Raw genomic sequence first — 19,997 nt, forward strand, 5'->3', positions numbered from 1 at the left:
CCGCTTGTCAACGCCGGTTTTGGGCGACGAAAACGCCTGATGCCGACGGTGCACCCGGACGGTGCTGCATGAAACCAATATGACCGACTGCAAGAAGGGGAAACACGTACACGGAATGTTGCATTGCAGCAACGCGCCAGAGGGCGCCGGTTTGCGTGTTTCTGCGGTGGATCAAAACGGCACGGCGGATTCGAAACGCAGCGTTTGGCCCGACAGGGGATGGGCCAGCTCCAACTGGTGCGCATGCAGCAGCAGGCGCGGCGACAGGGCCTGCACGGCGGCATCGGCGTAGAGCGTATCGCCCAGGATGGCATGGCCCAGCGCCGCCATGTGCACGCGCAACTGGTGGGTGCGGCCCGTCACGGGCTGCAGCTGCACCCGCGTGGTGGGTGTGCCCTGGCCTTCGGTGGCTGCGGGCATGGCGCGCCACAGGGTCTGGCTGGGCTTGCCCTGCAGGGCGTCGATGATGCGCAAGGGGCGCCGCTCCCAGTCGGCGGCTATCGGCAGGTCGATGCTTTGCCAGGCGTCGGCCTGCTGCGCGGCAGGGCGGCCGGCGACCACGGCCACATAGCGCTTGTGCACGCGGCGCTGCGCAAAGGCTTCGCTCAGGAGGCGCTGGCTGGCCAGGCTGCGCGCCATGACCACCAGGCCCGAGGTGGCCTGGTCCAGCCGGTGCACGACCAGCGCATCGGGCCAGCGCTGCAAGGCGCGGCCGCTCAGGCAGTCCTGCTTGTCGGGGCCGCGCCCGGGCACGCACAGCAGGCCGGAGGGCTTGTCCAGCACCAGCAGCTCGGCGTCCTCGTACAGGCAGGAGACACCTGCATCGATATCGGCATCGGCAGCAGCACCAGCACCAGCACCAGCACCAGCACCGATGCACTCCTGCGGCGTTTCAGTGTTCAAGCCGTTCACCGTTCATTGAGGAGCCTGTGCACGGTGGCGCACAGCTCCTCCACGTCATTGGGCTTGTGCACCAGGGCCCGGGCGCCAGCGGCCATGGCGGCCTGCTCGATCTCGGCGGTGATGTAGCCCGAGGCCAGGGCGATGGGCAGCAGGGGCTGGATGGACAGCGCCTCATACACCAGGTCGATGCCGCTGTAGCCGGGCATGTTGTAGTCGGTGACCAGCAGGTCGTAGTCCTGGGGGGCAGCGCGCAGCGCCTCGGTGGCCTCGTGAGGATCGGTGAAGCCGCTGACCTGGTAGCCGCGACGGCGCAGCAGGCGCTGCACGAGGAAGACCAGGGCCTGGTCGTCGTCCACGTACATCACATGCTGCTGTGCGGCCTGCGGGTCGGGCAGCAGGGCGAACTGCGGGCCGGTCGGGGTTTCTGCGGCTGCCAGCGGCTCCGGCAGGCTGGGCGGCGTTTCGGCCACGGACGCCTGGGCAGGCGCGTACTCGGCGGGCGCCAGGGCGTCGGCCGGGGGAAAGTACAGCGTGAAGCGGCTGCCTTGTCCTGGGATGCTGTACACGTCCACGGCGCCGCCGTGGTTGCGCATGACGCCGTGCACCACGGGCAGGCCCAGGCCCGTTCCCTGGCCCACGGGCTTGGTGGTGAAGAAGGGCTCGAAGATGCGCTGCAGCGTGCGCGCATCCATGCCGGGGCCGTTGTCCTGCACCGACAGCGCCACGTAGCTGACGGGTGGCAGGCCCAGGCGCTCGCACAGGCGCTGGTCGGGGCGCACCAGGTCGGCGTCCATCTGGATCAGGCCGCGCCGCTCACCCAGGGCGTGCATGGCGTTGGTGCACAGGTTGAACAGGGCCTGCTCCACCTGCATGGCGTCGGCCAGCATGGGGGGCAGCTGCGGCGGCACGTGCACCTGCAGCTCCACGGCGGGCGGCAGGGTCACGCGCAGCAGCCGCGCCGTGTCGCCCATGACTTCGCGCGCCTGCACGGGCTTGCGCTGGGGCGGCTCGTTGCGGCTGAAGGTCAGGATCTGGCGCACCAGGTCGCGCGCGCGGCGGCCGGCCTTTTCGATCTCCTGCAGGCTTTCGATGGCTGCGGCATTGCCGCCGCAGTCGGCCTTGGCCAGTTCCACGTTGCCCAGGATGGCGCCCACGATGTTGTTGAAGTCGTGCGCAATGCCGCCGGCCATGGTGCCCAGGGCCTGCATCTTGTGCGATTCGCGCAGCTGGTCTTCCAGTTCGTTGCGCTGGGCCTCGGCCTTCTTGCGGCTGGTGAGGTCGCGCGCGAACACGGTGGTGGTCTCGCCGCCGCTGTGGTGCTCGAAGGAGACACTGACCTCGACCGGAATCTCGCGGCCGCTGGCCGTGCGCGCCGTCATCTCGCCCAGCACGGCCTGCGTGGTCAGAGGTGCAAAGGACAGGGCCTGTGCCGCATCGGGCAGGAAACGCTCCAGCGGACTGCCCAGCGCGTCGTGCGGCGGGCACAGGAACAGGGCGGCGGCCGTGGGATTGAAGACGGTGATGCGCTGGTCAGAGTCCAGGCAGATGATGGCGTCCAGCGCCGAGTTGATGACCGATTCCAGCCGCCGCTCGCTCAGGAACAGCTGGTGGTTGCGCTGCTGCAGCGCCAGGCGCTCGGCCAGCAGAGGGCCCTGGTCCACCACGGCGCACAGGTACTGGGCAATGGGCGGGCCGCTTTGCTGGGGGATGGCGATGCAGGCCACGTGCAGGTCGGCGCGCAGCTGGTGCTGCTCGGTGATCTCGAAGCAGACCTCGTGGGCCTCGGTGCGGCCCAGCTCGCGTGCGGCGGAGAAGGTCTCGCGCACGCGCTCGGCGTCGTCCGGGTGCACGAAGGGCGCGAAGTTCACCAGCAGCCGGTCATGCTCGGAGGGCTGGAAGGCGCTGTGCGCCATGGCGTTGGCCTGCACCACCATGTCGTGCTCGTCCACAACCAGCAGGGGCAGGGGAATGCTGGCGAACAGGGCCTCGAAGCGCTCGGAGGCGCTTTCGGCCACGGCCTGGCTGTAGTCCAGCACGCGGTTCTGGATTTCCAGTTCGCGCTGGTAGTTGCGCAGCTCGGCCACCAGGGCCTGCAGCGGGTCGTCTTCGGGCTGGAAGGGGGGGAAGCGTTCGACGGGGGGCAGGTCGGCGCCGGGCGCCAGCAGCGCATGCAGGGGCAGATGCTCGTCGTCGCGAGGCGGATCGGAATGGTCTGGGCTGCTCATCGCGGGCTGGCGCTGGGGAAAGCGGCACATGCCGCACAAATCCTGGTGGCCCGCGCCCGGCGTCCGGCAGATTACCGAAGCCCGGCGCGGGCAGGGCCGCAGTGTACGCGCGCCAGGCGGGGCGCCACAAGCGCCCCTTTCGGTGGCAGGTGCTTCAGCTCAGGTAAGCGTCCACGGGGATGCAGCTGCAGTACAGGTTGCGGTCGCCGTAGACGTTGTCCACGCGGCCCACCGGGCACCAGTACTTGGACTGGCGCAGGGCGGCCACCGGGTAGGCGGCGGCCTCGCGGCTGTAGGGGTGGGCCCATTCCGAGGCCAGCAGCGTCTCGGCCGTGTGCGGCGCGTTCTTGAGCGGGTTGTCGTCCTGGGGCAGGCGGCCCTGTTCGATGGCGCGGATTTCCTCGCGGATGGCGATCATCGCGTCCACGAAGCGGTCCAGCTCGTACAGGCTTTCGCTTTCGGTGGGCTCCACCATCAGCGTGTTGGGCACGGGGAAGGACAGCGTGGGCGCATGGAAGCCGTAGTCGATCAGGCGCTTGGCCACGTCCTCGGCCATGACGCCCGTGCTTTCCTTGAACTGGCGCAGGTCCAGGATGCACTCGTGCGCCACATGGCCGTGCTCGCCCGCGTACAGCGTGGGGTAGTGGTCGCGCAGCCGGGCGCTGATGTAGTTGGCGCTGAGGATGGCGGTCTCGGTGGCCAGGGTCAGGCCCTGGGCACCCATCATGCGGATGTACATCCAGCTGATGGGCAGCACGGCCGCATTGCCCAGCGGCGCGGCGCTGATGGCACCCGTGCCGCCCGCAAGGCCCGCCGTGGCATGGCCGGGCAGGAAGGGTACGAGGTCCTCGACCACGCAGACCGGGCCCACGCCCGGGCCGCCGCCGCCGTGCGGAATGCAGAAGGTCTTGTGCAGGTTCAGGTGGCTGACATCGCCGCCGAAGCTGCCCGGCGCGGCCAGGCCCACCAGGGCGTTCATGTTGGCGCCGTCCACGTAGACGCGCCCGCCGTGGTCATGCACCAGCTTGCACAGCTCCTTGACCTGGGTCTCGAACACGCCGTGCGTGCTGGGGTAGGTGATCATGATGCAGGCCAGGTTGGCACTGTGCTGCTCGCACTTGGCCGCCAGGTCCGCCATGTCGACGTTGCCGTTGGCATCGCAGGCGGTGACCACCACCTGCATGCCCACCATCTGCGCGCTGGCGGGGTTGGTGCCATGGGCGCTGCTGGGAATCAGGCAGACGTTGCGGTGCGACTGGCCCCGGCTCGCATGCCAGCCCTTGATGGCCAGCAGGCCCGCGTACTCGCCCTGGCTGCCGGCATTGGGCTGCAGGCTGATGCCGGCGTAGCCCGTGGCCTGGCACAGCCAGTCGCGCAGCTGCTTGTCCAGTTCCGCATAGCCTTGCTGCTGGTCGGCCGGGGCAAAGGGGTGCACCTGGGCGAACTCGGGCCAGGTGATGGGAATCATCTCGCTGGTGGCGTTGAGCTTCATGGTGCAGGAGCCCAGCGGGATCATGCTGCGGTCCAGCGCCAGGTCCTTGTCCGACAGCTGGCGGATGTAGCGCAGCATGGCGGTCTCGGAGCGGTGGGTGTTGAACACCGGATGCGTGAGGAAGTCGCTGCTGCGGCGCAGGCTGTCAGGGATCAGCGGCTCCACGCCCTTTTCGAAGGCGGCGAAGCTGGGCAGGGCCTGGCCGTCCCGGGCGAAGATCTTCCACAGCAGCTCGACATCGGCGCGCGTGGTGGTCTCGTCCAGCGAGATGCACAGGTATTCCTTGAAATACACGCGCAGGTTGGCGCCCAGGGACACGGCACGCTCCACGATGGCCTGCGTGGCCTCACCCGTGTGCAGGCTCAGCGTGTCGAAGCTGGGCACCTCGCGCAGCGGCGCGCCCAGCTCGGCCAGGCCGCGCGCCAGGATGGCCGTGTACGAGGCCACGCGGCGGGCGATGCGCTCCAGGCCCTCGGGGCCGTGGTAGACGGCGTACATGCTGGCCACCACGGCGGGCAGCACCTGGGCCGTGCAGATGTTGGAGGTGGCCTTTTCGCGGCGGATGTGCTGCTCGCGCGTCTGCAGTGCCAGGCGGTAGGCGGGCTTGCCATGCACGTCCACGCTCACGCCGACCAGGCGGCCGGGCAGGGAGCGCTTGAACTCGTCGCGGCAGGCCATGAAGGCGGCGTGCGGGCCGCCTGCGCCCATGGGCATTCCAAAGCGCTGGGTGGTGCCCACCACGATGTCGGCACCCCATTCGCCGGGCGGCGTGATCAGGGTCAGCGCCAGCAGGTCGGTGGCCACGATGAAGGCGGCCTGCTTGCCATGGGCCTTGTCCACGTCGGCGCGCAGATCGTCGATGCGGCCGCTGGTGGCGGGGTACTGGGCCAGCACGGCGAAGTAGTCGCCGTCCATCAGCTGGTTCCATTCGTCCAGCGAGTTGGCCAGCAGCACCTCGATGCCCAGCGGCGCGGCGCGCGTCTGGATGACCTCGATGGTCTGGGGGTGGGCATCGCCGGCCACCACGAAGCGGTTGCTCTTGCTTTTGACGGAGCGCTTGGCCAGCGTCATGGCCTCGGCGGCCGCCGTGGCCTCGTCCAGCATGGAGGCGTTGGCAATCGGCATGGCCGTCAGGTCGCAGACCATGGTCTGGAAGTTGACCAGGGCCTCCATGCGGCCTTGCGAGATCTCGGCCTGGTAGGGCGTGTAGGCCGTGTACCAGGCGGGGTTCTCCAGAATGTTGCGCAGGATAACGCCGGGCGTGTGCGTGCCGTAGTAGCCCTGGCCGATGAAGCTTTTGAGCAGCTGGTTGCGGCCTGCCAGCGCCTTGAGCTCGGCCAGCGCCTGGGCCTCGGTGGCCGCTGGCGGCAGCGCCATGGGCTGGTGGCGCCGGATGGCGGGCGGGACGATGGCGTCGATCAGCGCATCGCGCGATGCCGCGCCAATGGCGCTGAGCATGTGGGCCTCGTCTTCGGGCGCGATGCCGATATGGCGGGCCACGAATTCGGTGGCGTTCTCGAGGGCGGCAAGGGGCTGGGTGGAGGACATCAGCATGGAGGGACCTGTCTCAAAAGCTGAAAAGCGCCAGGGCGGGCCCTGGCGCCCGTCCTGGCCGGAAAGTGGCGTCAGTTGCTCTGTGCGAAGGCCGTGTAGGCGGCTTCGTCGAGCAGCGCGGCCAGCTGGCCTGCGTCGCTGAGCTTGACCTTGAAGAACCAGCCTTCGCCCAGCGGGTCGCTGTTGGCCAGGGAGGGGTCGTCGCGCAGGGCTTCGTTGACTTCGACGATCTCGCCGCTGACGGGCATGTAGACATCGGCGGCGGCCTTGACGGACTCGACCACGCCGGCCACATCGCCCTGGTTGAAGCTGGTGCCCACGGCGGGCAGGTCGACGAACACCACGTCGCCCAGCGCATCCTGCGCGTGGAGGGTGATGCCGACGATGGCCGCGTCAGGGTTGGCGGCGTTGATCCATTCGTGGTCCTTGGAATACTGGATGCTCATGGCTTGCTCCGATAGAAACTGAAAAAGAAACCTGTGAAAGGCGGTTTGAGAAAGGTCAGTGCGCACTGTAGCGGCATGCGATGGCAGGAAAAACGAATCCGCCGAACTCGATCCACGCCAAGCGCGCAGGCTGTCCTCAACCGCGGTGATAGCGGGGCGCCACGAAGGGCGTGGCCTGCACCTGCATGGGCACGGCCTTGCCGCGCACCATGGCCTGCAGCGTGGTGCCGATGGCGGCGCTGCCCGGCTCCACATAGGCCAGTGCCACGGGCTGGTTCAGCGTGGGCGACAGCAGGCCGCTGGTGACCTGGCCGACCTTGCGGCCGCTGGCATCCAGCAGTTCCGTGCCTTCGCGCACGGGTACGCGCTCCAGGGCCACCAGGCCCACGCGCTTGCGCGTGAGCAGCTCGGGCGACTGCAGCTGGGCCAGCACGGTGGCCGCGCCGGGAAAGCCGCCTTCGCGTTCGCCACCAATGCGGCGGACCTTCTGCACGGCCCAGTTCAGGGCGGCCTCGGCCGGGGTGGTGGTCGTGTCCAGATCGTTGCCGTACAGGCACAGGCCGCCTTCCAGGCGCAGCGAATTGCGCGCGCCCAGGCCCACGGGCCTGACTTCGGGCTGGGCCAGCAGGGCACGGGCAAAGGCCTCGGCGTGGCTGGCGGGCAGGGAGATCTCGAAGCCGTCCTCGCCGGTATAGCCGCTGCGCGTGATGTACAGCTCGGCGCCTTCCCAGTCGAAGTAGCCGCCCGTCATGAACACCAGCCCGGCCGTGTCGGGCAGCAGGCGCTCCATGGCGGCTGCTGCCTGCGGGCCCTGCAGTGCCAGCAGGCCCCGGTCGAACTGGGGCTCGATTTCACAGCGCTGACCGATGCGGGCCTGGATGTGCGCCAGGTCTTCGTGCTTGCAGGCGCCGTTGACGATCAGGAACAGGTCGTCCTCGCGGCGCACGAACATCAGGTCGTCCAGAATGCCGCCCGCGTCGTTGAGCAGCAGGCCGTAGCGCTGGCGGTGTTCGCCCAGGCCCAGCACGTCCATGGGCAGCAGCGATTCCAGCGCCGCGCCGGCATCCGGGCCGCGCAGGCTGATCTGGCCCATGTGCGAGACATCGAACAGGCCTGCCGCCTCGCGCGTGTGCAGATGCTCGGCCATCAGCCCCTGCGGGTATTGCACGGGCATGGAGTAGCCGGCAAACGGCACCATGCGCGCGCCCAGTTCCTGGTGCAGGTCGAACAGCGGGGTCTTGAGCAGATCGGTGGTGGAGGCGGCGGTCAAGGAGGGACTCTCTTTTCGGCAAGGGGCAAGGCACAACGCCATCCCGGAATCCCGGGATGTCCTGCCCTGCTGTCCGCTTTACCTGAGAGATTCACCCGCACCTTCCATGCGTGGGGCTTGCTCCTTCGGTGGATGGGGCACACCGCCGTGCCCTGCATCTCTCTCCAGCTAGGAACGCCTGCGGCCGTGGCGGCAGGCGGTGCCAGTCCTTTTGCCTGAGCGTTCGGGGCGAACCCTGCGCCTTCGGCGGTGCCGCTGCCTGTGACCATTGCGGCCGGGCGGGCACTCTCTCCTGACCGGCGCATTCTAGCTGCGGCCAGCGTCCGCGCGGCTTCGGGATTTCCGCGGGCCGGCCGCAGCTCCATGCGCTTGCCTGCATGGATGCATTTGCAAATTGCATAACTGTCTAAAAAATCTCCTACATTGAGATGCATCGATATATGAAATCTCGTGAGCGAGAAGGAAGAAGCGCACATGCAGCAGACGCTGGGAGACACATTGGCTTGGCCGGCACGTTACCTGCCGAACAAGGAAGCCCTGGTCGCGTGGGAGGGCGGCGAGCGCCGCGCCTGGACCTACGCCCAGCTCGATGCCGAAGTCAACCGCCACGCCCACGGCCTGGCCGAGCTGGGCATAGGCCATGGCGACGTGGTCGCGGCCTTTCTCTACAACACGCCGGCCTTTGTCTTCACCATGCTGGCGGCCGCGCGCCTGGGCGCCATCTTCAACCCCATCAACTACCGGCTGGCGGCGCAGGAGCTGGCCTTCATCCTCAAGGACGGCGCAGCGCGCGCCCTGGTGTTCGAGCACGAGGGCGGCGAGGTGGCCGCACGCGCCCAGGCCCTGCTCAAGGCCGAAGGCGGCGGCACTGGCGCAGGCATCGAGCACTGGATCTTTGCCGACGATGCCCCGGCCGACCCGCTGCCGGTCTGGGCCACGCAGCGCCTGTCCGCCCTGGCCAGGGGCCGCAGCAGCGCGCCGCCCCAGGCCCATGTGCGCGAGAGCGATCCCTGCATCCTCATGTACACCAGCGGCACCACGGGCCGGCCCAAGGGCGTGCTGCATACGCACCGCAGCAAGCTGGCGCACAACGCCCTCATGCACCAGACCATGCAGTTCACGCGCGACGACGTGGGCCTGGCCATGGCGCCGCTCAACCACACGGCCGAGCTGCACACCAGCTTTTTGCCGCGCCTGCAGGCCGGTGCCACCCAGGTGCTGCTGCGCCGCTTCGACGTGACCGAGGCCTGGCGCCTGATCCGCGAAGAGCGCGTGAGCTTCTTCTTCGCGGCGCCCACCATGGTCACCATGCTGCTGGCCGACCCCATTGCCTCGCCTGAGCAGGCGCCCGCGCTGCGGCTGGTGGAGTACGGCGGCGCCTCCATGGCGCCGCACCTGATCCGCGAATGGACACGCAAGGTCGGCAGCGACCTGGTCCAGGTCTACGGCACCACCGAGATGGGGCCCTGCATGTCCATCCTCCTGCCGCGCGAGCAACTCTCGCACGCGGGCTCGGCGGGGCTGCCCTCCATGGGCCATGACCTCATCGTGGCGCGCCTGCGCGAAGACAACGCCCCCACCGATCCGGCCGAGGCCTGCCTGCCCGGCGAGGTGGGCGAGATCCTGGTGCGCGGCCCCTGCATGATGGCCGGCTACCTCAACCGCCCCGACGCCAACACCCGCGCGCTGGCGCACGGCTGGTACCACACGGGCGACCTGGGCCACATCGACGACGACGGCTACCTCTGGATCCGTGACCGCATCGACTACATGATTAATTCGGGTGCCGAGAACGTCTATCCCCGCGAAGTGGAAGACGCGCTGGTCGAGCATGCCGATGTGCTCGAGGTCGCCGTCATCGGCGAGGCCGACGAGCGCTGGGGCCAGATCGTCGCCGCCCACGTGGTCGCCAAGCCTGGCGCCACGCCCACGGCCGAGGCGCTGGACGCCTTCCTGGTCCACGGCGACCGCCTGGCCGCCTACAAGCGCCCGCGCCGCTACCACTTCCGCCAGGCCCTGCCCAAGACGGCCAGCGGGAAGATACAGAAGCAGTTGCTGCGGGTGGTGGACTGAGAAGGCTTCGATCCAGCATGCTGACTGCATGACGATGCGCGGTCCGGCCTTACCCTTTCATAGGACCCATCCGAAAGCAGCCTTTCCTTAGGAAATTTTGAATTGAAGCGGTTACTTTGCATTACATTTGCTTCCTTCAAATAATCTTCGGGGAGAGAGAGAAATGATCGCGTCTTACGTTCGCGCCTTGGCAATCTGCGCGGTGACGGTTCTGGCTACGGGATGTGCCCAACTGAAAGCTCCGCCTTACGGGGCGGACTACGCAGCGCTGGAGCAATTGAAGGCGGCCAAGCCGGGATCCGCCAATGTTCTGAAGGTGGAGCCGACAGATCCTGCTGCTCCGGTCAACAACCTCTCCTTGCGTGGAACGCCTCTTAATTCGGCGAGCGGCACCTTTTCCAAGTATCTGGAAGAGGCGCTGGTTCAGGACCTGAAGGAGATCTCCGCCTACGATCCCCAGTCGCACACCCAGATTGACGCGAAGATTCTTGCCAACGATATCGATATTCGCGGTTTCAGCACGGGCTCGGGTGTGATGGAGATTGAGCTTCGGGTCTTGCGCAGCGGAGAGCAGCGGCTCAAGAAGACCTACAAGGCAGAGACCAGCTTCGAGTCCAGCTTCATGGGCGCTGTAGCCATTCCTGCAGGACAGGCTGCCTATCCTCAGCTTGTTCGGGAATTGCTGCGCAAGGTGTACGCCGATCCTCAATTCCTTGCCGCGTTGGCTCCCTGACGGCTTCACAGTGAGTCGCCGAGGATAAAATCATGCGCTTTTTTTCCGCAATCATTCGAGCGGTTCTGGCATCCGTCACTTTGGCAACGTTGGTGGGATGTGCCCATCCCATCAACATCGGTGGCGATACACGACCTGAGCGTATCGAGTCGGAGTTGATCCAGAAGAAGGTTGCCTACGCCATCAGCGAGACTCAGCGAAATACCGCCTTTGTTTCACCTGCGGGAGGGGGGGACAGTGTCAGATACTTCCCTTATCGCGACCTCGAAAAAACAATTCGGGATGCATTGCGCTCTGTTTACCAGGATGTGACGCTGATTGCAGCGCCAAGCGATACGCAGGCCGTAGAGGCGGCCCGTGCGGCCTTGATTTTCATCCCCGAGATCAAAACCGATTCGGGATCGTCATCGGTGCTTACGTGGCCCCCGACCTACTTCGTTACAGAGATCGCGTGTGTGGTCACTGATGCCAACGGCAACGAAATTGGAAGAGTGAAGGCTTCTGCGCGGGGCGAAGCGGAGTTCAGCGAGTTTCTGGATGACTTCGGCCTGGCAGCCAAGCGTGCAGCCACGCAAGTAGCTCAGCAATTGAGCAGTGAAATTCGCAAGAACGAAAAGCTGCGTTAAGCCGGCCGCGGCTGTTCGAGGCCACGGGGCTGCCTTCAAGCTTTCGCCCTAATGCCAGCCTGTTCCCATGCAGGCTGGCATTTTTCATGGCTGGTTCGGTGCCGGTAGAAGCCGGCTCAGACATCAGCGACTACTGTACGGTACGACAACTCCTGGCCACCGCCTGCCGCAGCCACCGGTGCATGGCATCCCCCTGCTTGCGCACATGCCAGGCCTGCTGGTAGGCAAACCGGGGCAGCTCCAGCGGCGGAGCGAAACGGCGCAGCGTTTTGTGGCGGCGCAGGTCACCGATGGCGCGGCTGCCCACGGTCAGCACGAGGTCGGTGCCTGCCAGCACCTCCAGCGCCGCGCTCCAGTGGGGCAGGGCCAGCACCACGCGGCGGCTCAGGCCTTGGGCGGCCAGCGCCCGTTCGATTTCCTCGCTGGCGTCGGGCCGCATGGCCAGCATGACGTGCGGGCGCTGCAGCCAGTCCTGCAGTGACAGCCCTCCGCGTGCCGGCAGCACGGCCTGGTCGGCCACGCTCACGAACTGTTCCTGGAACAGATCCTGCACCTCGATGCCTTCGGGCAGGTCGGGTGCGTCGGGGAAGGGCCCCAGGGCCAGGTCCAGTTCGCCATCGGCCAGCTGGGCCAGCATCACCTCGCGCGTGGACTGGCTGATGGCCAGGTCCAGCCCGGGTGCGTGCTGGCGCAGATGCCGCATCAGCGGCGGCAGCACGATGCGCGATGCGTAGTCCGACAGCGCCAGCCGCAGCCGTCCGCGTGCGTGGGCCGGGTCGAACTCCGCCTGTGCCAGCAAGCCGTTGAGGCTGCCCAGCGCATCCGCCAGCGGTTGCACCAGGCCTTGCGCGCGTGCCGTCAGCGCCATGCGGCCACCGCGCCGCACCAGCAACGGGTCGCCCAGATGCTCGCGCAGCTGCGCCAGCGAATGGCTCATGGCCGGCTGGCTCTTGTGCAGACGCAGGGCCGCACGCGTCACATGTTTTTCGGCCAGCAGGGCGTGCAGGGCCAGCAGCAGGTTGAGGTCGATCCGGCGCAGTTCATCCATGCCATGAATATAGAACGTGCACACAAACGATTTCCATTCATCCAGCGGATGCGAGAGCATTCAGGCATGGATTCACGAACAGGAAAAGGATGCTTTGCATGACAGGACGGAACACGATTTTGGCCATGGCCCCCGTGGGCATGGCACTGCTGGCTGGCGCCATCCTGCCGTTCCAGGCGGCGAGCAACGCCATGGTCGGGCGGGTGCTGGGCCATCCGCTGTGGGGCGCGCTGACTTCGCTGGCCGTGAGCGTGATGGTCGTCGTGCCCGCGCTCTGGGCCATGCGCGCGCCCACCCCCGCGGTGGCGCAGGCAGTCGCGGGGCCGTGGTGGCTATGGATAGGTGGCGTGCTGGGTGCCATCTATGTGGCCAGTGCGGCGGCCGTGACACCCAAGCTGGGCGCGGGCGGTTTTCTGGTCTGCGTGGTGGCGGGGCAGATCGTGGTTTCGGTGCTGGTGGACCATTTCGGCCTGATGGGCCTGGGCGCCAGGCCGGTCAATTGGTCGCGGCTGGCAGGGGTGGCCTTGATCCTGGGTGGCGTGCTGCTGGTGGTGCAGGGCGGGACGGCCCGTGCAGCGGCGGCCCCATGAGCGCCGCGAGCACGCCCTGCTTCAGGGGCAAAGGCCCCGGCCTTGCCCGCGTCAGGCGGGCATGCCCGGCGGCACGGCGGCCGGCCTTGCCGCTGGTGGACGTTCCTGGCGGACATCTGCCGTGCCGGGCAGGAACCGGCCCAGTCGGATGACAAAGCAGGCCCCGCCTCCGGCAGCCGGCTGGAAGAACGCGTCGCCTGCGTGCAGCCTGGCGATGCGCCTCACCACGGACAGGCCCAGGCCATGCCCGTTGACGTGCCGGGTGGCGCTTGCGCGTTCATAGGGCTCGAAAACCTGTCCTGCCGCTTCGGGCGCAAGGCCCGGTCCCTGGTCGCTGACGGAAATCAGCAGGTCACCGGACGCATCGCAGCGGGCGGCCAGGGTGATGTCGCCCGCCTTGGCATATTTGATGGCGTTGCCGACAAGGTTGGAGATGGCGATGCGCACCAGGACAGGGTCGCATTGCCATTGCTGCGGGCCGTGTTCCAGATCCAGTTTCAGGCGATGCCGCCGGGACCAGCCGACGAGCTCTGCAGACTCCTCCAGGAGTTCATCCAATGGCGTCTGCTCCAGTTGCAGCCGGAACGCGCCCGCGTCCAGCCGGTCGCTGATCAGGCAGGTGTCCACCAGGGTCATCAGCCGGCGCGAAGCCCTGCGTATCTGCGACGCCTGCTCGATGAGGGAGTCCGCGTCCGTCGTCGGGAACGTCTGCAGCTCGGTCGCGGCGCCGTCCACGATGGTGAGCGGGGTGCGGAACTCGTGGTTGATCATGTTGAAGAACTGGCGCTGTTCCAGCCGCATCTCCCGCTCGCTGTGCAAGGCGGTCTGCAGGGCCTGCTGGGCCGTTTGCAGTTGTGCGGTGCGCTGCAGGACCTTGGACTCCAGCTCGCGTTCGGCAGCCTGGGCGCGTGACAGGGCCTGCATCCGCTCACTGCGCAGGGCGCGCTCCGCCACACGCGTGCGGTTGGTCACCGCCATTCCCAGCAGGATGGCCTCGGAAACACGCCCGGCAAACCACAGCATCTGGGCCGATGGCAGCGCAACATCCGGCAGCAGGCCCTGGGTTCTCAGCAGGTTCAGGATGCCCAGGGCGGAAGGCACCGCAAACGCCAGCGCGCCCGGCAGGTATTGCCACTGCCTTCGGACCACCAGCAGGTACAGCACGAAGACCGCACCGAACGATGTGGACACCAGGGCCGTGAGCACCACGGCACGCGAGATCTGCGGATAGCCACCCAACAGTGTCATGCCCAGTGCGATGGCATTCAGCCAGGCTACCACGCTGAAGAGGTGCGCAGCCCAGATCCAATGGCGGCGGAACTCGAACAATTGGCTGAAAAACACCGTCGCCACCACACAGAAGCTGCAGTAGGCGATGGACAGCGCATGCTGGGGCTGGTCGGCGCCGGGCAGCCACAGTCCTTGGGGCCGGTACCGGAAGGCGGCGTAGGCAAAGCCGGCTGCCAGGAGCGCGGCGCAAAGAATGTAGAGCCTTTCCCTGAGCCAGCACCACAGGATCAGGCTCATCAGCGTGATGGCCAGGGCCGAGCCCATGTACGCGTACAGCAGCATGGCGGCCGGCGCCATGCTCCTGCCGGGAAAGACCGCAATGCCCTGGGCTGCCTGGGGGTTGGGCAGCAAGCGGGTGAGCAGTGCCAGAAGCGCTGCGGCTGCCAGGGCTTGCACCAGGACCTGCATCAGCCATTGCGCTGCAGCACCCGTTGGCCAGTGCCTCCGGCGGCCTTCGGTGGGATTGTCTTGGGTGTGGATCAAGGGTCCGATTGGTTGATGTGGCGAGCGCCCATATATGTCCGCCGTGAAGGCTTGCGGGGGGGGGGCCATTGTGCACCGGCGGCCATTGCGGGAAAGCGCTGTCTGTCGTCTGCCAGGTGCCCCAATGCAACAGGCCGCCCCGCTGCGGATAAGCGGGGCGGCCTGTAACGGGCTCCTGGTCTGGATCACGCATCCGGGCGCTGGCGGTAGTCGGCGGGGCTGGGTGAATGGTTTTGCTGCGCCGGTAAGCGTGCTCCCATGCAGACAAGTGTGCGCGTCTGGTCTCAGAAAATGCTGCTTTATTTCTTCAAAACAGGCGTTGCTACAGAAAATTATTCTGCGCCTGCCTGTTTTGCAGTAGATTGCCGGCCATGGACATCCTCGACAGAAAGATTCTTTCCGCCCTGCAGGCCAACGCGCGCGCCAGCCTGCAGGAAATCGGCGCCGCCGTGGGCCTGAGCGCTTCGCCCTGCTGGGCACGCATCAAGAAGCTGGAAGAGGCGGGGGTGATCGAGGGCTATACCGTGCGCCTGAACCCGCTGGCGCTGGGCCTGGGCGATACGGTGCTGGTGCAGGTCACGCTGGACAGCCATTCGGACAACACGCTGGAGAAATTCGGCGAGATGCTGGCGACCATTCCCGAGGTGGTGGAGGCGCATCTGGTCTCGGGCGAGTATGACTACCTGCTGCGCGTCGTCGTCAAGGACACGCGCGACTACGAGCGCCTGCTGCGCGAGAAGCTCTACAAGATCAAGGGCATACGCCACAGCCAGTCCAGCTTTGTGCTGCGCACGCTGAAGAAGGCCGACCTGCCGCTGGGGGTCTGAAGTCCATGCCCTCTGGCCAGGCGCCGCTGCCCGCCCCCTACCGCGAACACTCCCCGCCGCCTGCCCTGCAGCCGCACTTCCAGTGCCTGTGGAGCAGCACCGTGGCCCCGGACTATGCCGGTGGCTTTCTCGTGGTGCCCGATGGCTGCGTGGACATCGTCTGCAAAGGCGGGCAACTGCTGGCCGTGGGGCCTGACAGGGTGGCTGCGCGGCCCACGCTGGTGCCGGGGTCCGAGGTATGGGGGGCGCGCTTCGGCCCCGGTGCGGCCAGCGCCTGGCTGGGCTTGCCCATGGACGAGATCGTGGGGCAGGCGGTGGAACTGGGCGATCTGCTGGGGCCGCGCGCGCGGGAGTGGGTGCATCGCATCAACGATGCGCAGCCGGGCGCAGGGCAGGCCGTGTTCATCCATGGACTGGTGCAAATGGGCCGCGACGCCCCGGCGCCGGACCGGCAGGCCATGGAGCTGTTCAATGTGGCGGCTGCAGCCGGGCGGGATGAATCCGGTGTGCTGGCCGCCATGCGCGCGCAGCTGGACATGCCCGAGCGCAGCCTGCGCCGCTTGTGCCACGCACAGTTTGGCTACGGCCCCAAGACGCTGGAGCGCGTGCTGCGCTTTCAGCGCCTGCTGGCCCTGGCACGGTCTGACCGGCAGGCAGGTCTTGCGGCGCTGGCGGCGGACGCCGGCTATGCGGACCAGGCGCATCTGTCGCGCGAGGTGAGGGCGCTGTGCGGCGTCACGCCCAGCGCTGCCCTGCAGCAACTGCTGGATTGAGCGGCCCGTCTGGCCGTTTTGTTCAAGACCGCTGCCACGGCGTGGCCGATGATGGCGGCCTACCGACATTCAATGGAGCATCACATGGGCATCAGGGGCAACAACCACCAGATCGACAACATCGAGTTCAACGTGGCCGATATTGCGCGCAGCAAGGCGTTCTACGGCGAGGCCTTCGGCTGGACCTTCACCGACTACGGGCCGAGCTACACCGAGTTCAGCGACGGCCGGCTGACGGGCGGCTTCACCACCGGCGAGGAGGTGCGGCCCGGCGGCCCGCTGGTCATCCTCTACGCCGACGATCTGGCCGAAGCGCAGCGCCGCGTGGAAGCAGCCGGGGCCGGGGCCGTGATCAGCCGCGCGGTGTTCGCGTTCCCGGGTGGCCGCAGGTTCCACTTCACCGATCCGGACGGCTACGAGCTGGCCGTGTGGTCGGCAGAGGCCTGAAAGCCAACAGCCCGCATCTGCGGGCTGTTTTTCATGGGGACTGGGCCGGGCGTCAGTCGACGTTGGAACCCAGCTGCATGTCCTTGTACTTCACGATGTGCGTGCCCTTGACCAGGCGGTAGCCGCCCCAGATCAGCAGGAACAGCGGCAGGCCGATGTAGGTGGCGACCACGCCGGTCCAGTCGATGCGGTCGGCCATGAAGGCCTCGTAGTTCTGGCCCAGCGTGATCACCATGCACAGCACGAAGGCGAAGATGGGGCCGAACGGGAACCAGGATGCGCGGTAGGGCAGCTGGTTCAGGTCCAGGCCCTGGGCCTCGAAGCCCTTGCGAAAGCGGTAGTGGCTGATGGCAATGCCCAGCCAGGCGATGAAGCCCGTCATGCCCGACAGATTCAGCAGCCAGATGTAGACCAGCTGCGGGCTGAAGATGTTGGTCAGAAAGCACAGCGCCGCCACCACGGTGGTGGCCAGCAGGGCCATCGTGGGCACGCCGCGCTTGTTGACGTACGAGAACATGCGCGGCGCCATGCGCTGGCATGCCAGCGTGTAGAGCATGCGCGTGGAGGCGTACATGCCCGAATTGCCGGCCGACAGCACCGAGGTCAGCACCACGGCGTTCATCACGGCTGCGGCCGACAGCAGGCCCGCGCGCTCGAAGACCAGGGTGAAGGGGCTCACGCTGATGTCGCCCAGATCATTCTTGAGCAGGTGCGGATCGGTGTAGGGGATCAGCAGGCTGATGACCAGAATGGCGAAGACGTAGAACAGCAAAATGCGCCAGAACACCTGGCGCACGGCGCGGGGCACGTTCTTGGCGGGGTTCTCGGATTCGCCGGCGGCAATGCCGATGAGCTCCGTGCCCTGGAAGGAAAAGCCCACGATCATGGCCACGCCGATCAGCGCCGAGAAACCGCCCGCAAAGGGCGCGTCGCCTTGGCTCCACAGGGCAAAGTTGCCCCAGACGCCTTCAGGCGCGCCACCCCGCACGATGCCCAGGATCATGAGCACGCCCACGCCGATGAAGAGGATGACGGTGGTCACCTTGATGGCGGCGAACCAGTACTCGGCCTCGCCGAAGCCTTTGACCGAGATGGCGTTGAGGCCGAACATGATGGCCAGGAACAGGGCGCTCCACAGCATGCCGTTGCCGTCGGGGAACCAGTAGGCCATGACCAGCTGGGCGGCCACCAGGTCCACGGCAATGGTGACGGCCCAGTTGTACCAGTAGTTCCAGCCCAGCGCGAAGCCGAAGCCTTCGTCCACATAGCGCGCGCCGTAGGTGGCGAACGAGCCCGAGACGGGAAGGTTGGCGGCCATTTCACCGAGGCTGGTCATGAGGAAGTAGACCATCAGGCCCACGATCATGTAGGCCAGCAGGGCGCCGCCAGGGCCAGCCTGCGAGATGGTGGCGCCCGAGGCAACGAAGAGGCCGGTGCCGATGGAGCCGCCGATGGCGATCATGGACAGATGCCGCGCCTTGAGTTCGCGCCTGAGCGCGGTGGGAGCGGCATTCTTGGAGTTGTCTGCTGCCATGGATGTGTCGATTGGTGGATCAGATCCCGCGCGGCCGCTGGCCGGCGCGGGGGCAGGAATGCAAAACAGGAAAAACAAAAGAGCCGCTGTGTCGCGGCCCCATCAAGGTGCATGCACCACGAAAAGGCGTGATTGTCCGAGAACGCTGCCATCGTGGAAAGGCAGGAGTTTAATCCCCCTTCACCCACATAAGCGGAACTGAATCCGAACCCACTGTGTGCATGGCGCCACGCCGTCTGCGGCCCGCCTGCCTGCCTACCACTGTGTCTGCGCCAGCAGCAGCTGGGCCAGTGCCTTGATGCGCGGCGAGGCCTGGCGCGTGCGCGGGTAGACCAGGGACAGTTCGCGGGCGCGGCCTTCGTGCTGGGGCAGCAGCCGCACCAGCCGGCCCGCCTGCAGGTGCTCGCGCACCGCGAACTCCATGACCTGGGCCACGCCCAGGCCGCCCAGCGAGCCTTCCACCAGCGGATCGCCGCTGTCGAAGGTCACGGTCTGCGGCGCTGGCCAGTCCAGCATCTCGCCATTGCCGGCCAGGAACTGCCAGGGCACGCGCCGGCCCAGGTAGTGGTTGTAGACGGCCATGCAGCTGTGCTGCGCCAGCTCCTGCAGCGTCTGCGGCGTGCCGCGCGCCGCCAGATAGGCGGGCGAGGCCACGGTCACCCAGCGCAGCGGCGGCAGGGCGCGGGCAATCATGCGGCTGTCTGCCAGCGGGCCTATGCGCACGGCCGCGTCAAAGCCTTCCTCCACCATGTCCACCATGCGGTCGGTGAAGCTGGTGTCGATCTGCAGCTGCGGATGCTCGCGCAGCAACTGCCCCAGCAGCGGCACCAGCACGATGCGGCCCAGCATGGACGGCGCCGTCATGCGCAGCACGCCGCTGGGCGCGCAGCGCCGGTCGCTGACCAGCTGGCGCGCCTCTTCCAGCCCGGCAATCAGCGGGGCGCAGCGGTCTACCAGCGCGCAGCCATCAGGCGTGAGCGAGACGCTGCGCGTATTGCGATGCAGCAGCCGCGTGCCCAGGTCTTTCTCCAACTGCGCCACGGCGCGCGAGATGCGGGGCTGGCTGGTGCCCAGCAGCGTGGCTGCCTGGGTGAAGCTGCGGCTTTCTGCCACCTTGATGAGCAGGTGCACGGCGTTGAGATCCATGGCATGTCTCCAGATTCGATTAATGCAGTTTTGCATAAGAAAAATGAAAATCTGCTGTTTATCTTCACAAGTGCATTAATTAGGATCGGCGCCATGCCAATGACCGATTCCCCCGGCGCCCTGCGCCACCCGCGCGCCGCCCTGGCGCTGCTGTCCCTGTCCCAGCTGCTGATTGCGCTGGATGCCACCATCGTCTTCGTTGCGCTCGACGCCATGGGTCAGCAGTTGCAGATGGACGCGCGCCATCTGCAATGGGTGGTCAGTGCCTACAGCGTGGCCTTTGGCGGCTGCCTGCTGCTGGGCGGGCGCTGCGCGGACCTGCTGGGCAAGCGGCGCATGTATGTGGCGGGCATGGCGCTGTTCGGCCTGGCCTCCCTGATCGGCGGCTTTGCCTCGCAGCCCTGGCAGCTGGTGCTGGGCCGCGCAGGGCAGGGCGTGGCCGGGGCGCTGCTGTTTCCGGCCACGCTGTCGCTGATCAACACCTTGTATGCGGCCGGGCCCGAGCGCAACCGCGCCCTGGCCGTGTGGAGCATGGCG

At 67.2% G+C, this 19,997-nt stretch carries 17 protein-coding genes and 2 riboswitches; of the genes, 8 read left to right on the forward strand and 9 right to left on the reverse strand.

Annotated features, from left to right (window positions below; translation table 11 throughout):
• Positions 1-171: 171 nt before the first annotated feature.
• The 5 genes from JHD82_RS15260 to gcvT form a co-directional block, all read right to left on the reverse strand.
• Positions 172-903 (reverse strand): RluA family pseudouridine synthase, encoded by a 732-nt coding sequence (locus JHD82_RS15260; protein ID WP_233174750.1) that lies wholly within the window; start codon positions 901-903, stop codon positions 172-174.
• A gap of 5 nt (positions 904-908) precedes the next feature.
• A complete protein-coding gene (locus tag JHD82_RS15265; RefSeq protein ID WP_199137277.1) occupies positions 909-3,128 on the reverse strand; it encodes a PAS domain-containing sensor histidine kinase in 2,220 nt (739 codons plus the stop codon).
• A gap of 154 nt (positions 3,129-3,282) precedes the next feature.
• Positions 3,283-6,174, reverse strand: coding sequence for an aminomethyl-transferring glycine dehydrogenase (gcvP, locus tag JHD82_RS15270; protein ID WP_199137263.1), 2,892 nt, complete (start codon positions 6,172-6,174; stop codon positions 3,283-3,285).
• A gap of 71 nt (positions 6,175-6,245) precedes the next feature.
• Positions 6,246-6,620, reverse strand: coding sequence for a glycine cleavage system protein GcvH (gene gcvH / locus JHD82_RS15275; protein ID WP_012206130.1), 375 nt, complete (start codon positions 6,618-6,620; stop codon positions 6,246-6,248).
• Between the two features lie 136 nt (positions 6,621-6,756).
• Positions 6,757-7,932 (reverse strand): glycine cleavage system aminomethyltransferase GcvT, encoded by a 1,176-nt coding sequence (gene gcvT / locus JHD82_RS15280; protein ID WP_199137265.1) that lies wholly within the window; start codon positions 7,930-7,932, stop codon positions 6,757-6,759.
• A 17-nt stretch (positions 7,933-7,949) separates the two neighbouring features.
• Positions 7,950-8,068, reverse strand: a riboswitch (glycine riboswitch).
• A gap of 15 nt (positions 8,069-8,083) precedes the next feature.
• A riboswitch (glycine riboswitch) is annotated at positions 8,084-8,195 on the reverse strand.
• Between the two features lie 169 nt (positions 8,196-8,364).
• Here gcvT and JHD82_RS15285 point away from each other — a divergent pair.
• From JHD82_RS15285 to JHD82_RS15295, 3 genes are all read left to right on the forward strand, one after another.
• Positions 8,365-9,963 carry a fatty acid--CoA ligase gene (locus JHD82_RS15285; RefSeq protein ID WP_097202084.1) on the forward strand — a complete coding sequence of 533 codons (1,599 nt, stop codon included), beginning with the start codon at positions 8,365-8,367 and terminating at the stop codon, positions 9,961-9,963.
• 163 nt (positions 9,964-10,126) lie between these two features.
• A complete protein-coding gene (locus JHD82_RS15290; RefSeq protein WP_097202085.1) occupies positions 10,127-10,696 on the forward strand; it encodes a hypothetical protein in 570 nt (189 codons plus the stop codon).
• Positions 10,697-10,728: 32 nt separating this feature from the next.
• Positions 10,729-11,322 (forward strand): hypothetical protein, encoded by a 594-nt coding sequence (locus JHD82_RS15295; protein ID WP_199137267.1) that lies wholly within the window; start codon positions 10,729-10,731, stop codon positions 11,320-11,322.
• Positions 11,323-11,452: 130 nt separating this feature from the next.
• Here JHD82_RS15295 and JHD82_RS15300 read toward each other — a convergent pair whose 3' ends face one another.
• Complete coding sequence (locus tag JHD82_RS15300) at positions 11,453-12,370, reverse strand: LysR family transcriptional regulator (RefSeq protein ID WP_097205119.1); 918 nt, start codon at positions 12,368-12,370, stop codon at positions 11,453-11,455.
• A gap of 98 nt (positions 12,371-12,468) precedes the next feature.
• Between JHD82_RS15300 and JHD82_RS15305 the strand changes: the two genes are divergently transcribed.
• Positions 12,469-12,960, forward strand: a complete 492-nt coding sequence (locus tag JHD82_RS15305; RefSeq protein ID WP_199137269.1) for a DMT family transporter — start codon at positions 12,469-12,471, stop codon at positions 12,958-12,960.
• Between the two features lie 51 nt (positions 12,961-13,011).
• Here JHD82_RS15305 and JHD82_RS15310 read toward each other — a convergent pair whose 3' ends face one another.
• Positions 13,012-14,733, reverse strand: a complete 1,722-nt coding sequence (locus JHD82_RS15310; protein WP_233174751.1) for a sensor histidine kinase — start codon at positions 14,731-14,733, stop codon at positions 13,012-13,014.
• Positions 14,734-15,104: 371 nt separating this feature from the next.
• Here JHD82_RS15310 and JHD82_RS15315 point away from each other — a divergent pair, with 371 nt between their 5' ends.
• The 3 genes from JHD82_RS15315 to JHD82_RS15325 all read left to right on the forward strand — a co-directional run bounded on the left by JHD82_RS15315 (position 15,105) and on the right by JHD82_RS15325 (position 16,780).
• A complete protein-coding gene (locus JHD82_RS15315; protein WP_012206124.1) occupies positions 15,105-15,560 on the forward strand; it encodes an Lrp/AsnC family transcriptional regulator in 456 nt (151 codons plus the stop codon).
• A 5-nt stretch (positions 15,561-15,565) separates the two neighbouring features.
• A complete protein-coding gene (locus JHD82_RS15320; RefSeq protein ID WP_199137271.1) occupies positions 15,566-16,333 on the forward strand; it encodes a DUF6597 domain-containing transcriptional factor in 768 nt (255 codons plus the stop codon).
• 84 nt (positions 16,334-16,417) lie between these two features.
• Positions 16,418-16,780: a VOC family protein gene (locus tag JHD82_RS15325; RefSeq protein WP_199137273.1), complete on the forward strand. Its 363-nt coding sequence runs from the start codon at positions 16,418-16,420 to the stop codon at positions 16,778-16,780.
• A 52-nt stretch (positions 16,781-16,832) separates the two neighbouring features.
• Here JHD82_RS15325 and JHD82_RS15330 read toward each other — a convergent pair whose 3' ends face one another.
• Together JHD82_RS15330 and JHD82_RS15335 are read right to left on the reverse strand one after the other, a co-directional pair.
• The gene (locus JHD82_RS15330) at positions 16,833-18,314 is read right to left on the reverse strand and encodes an amino acid permease (RefSeq protein ID WP_012206121.1); all 1,482 of its coding nucleotides are present in this window, start codon (positions 18,312-18,314) and stop codon (positions 16,833-16,835) included.
• 255 nt (positions 18,315-18,569) lie between these two features.
• Positions 18,570-19,460 carry a LysR family transcriptional regulator gene (locus JHD82_RS15335; protein WP_012206120.1) on the reverse strand — a complete coding sequence of 297 codons (891 nt, stop codon included), beginning with the start codon at positions 19,458-19,460 and terminating at the stop codon, positions 18,570-18,572.
• A gap of 93 nt (positions 19,461-19,553) precedes the next feature.
• On the opposite strand from JHD82_RS15335, the gene JHD82_RS15340 reads away from it, so the two are divergent.
• Positions 19,554-19,997 (forward strand): MFS transporter (locus JHD82_RS15340; RefSeq protein WP_199137275.1); only part of this gene is annotated, 444 nt, incomplete at its 3' end.

The sequence above is a fragment of the Delftia sp. ASV31 genome (assembly GCF_016428765.1).
Lineage (GTDB): Bacteria > Pseudomonadota > Gammaproteobacteria > Burkholderiales > Burkholderiaceae_C > Comamonas > Comamonas acidovorans.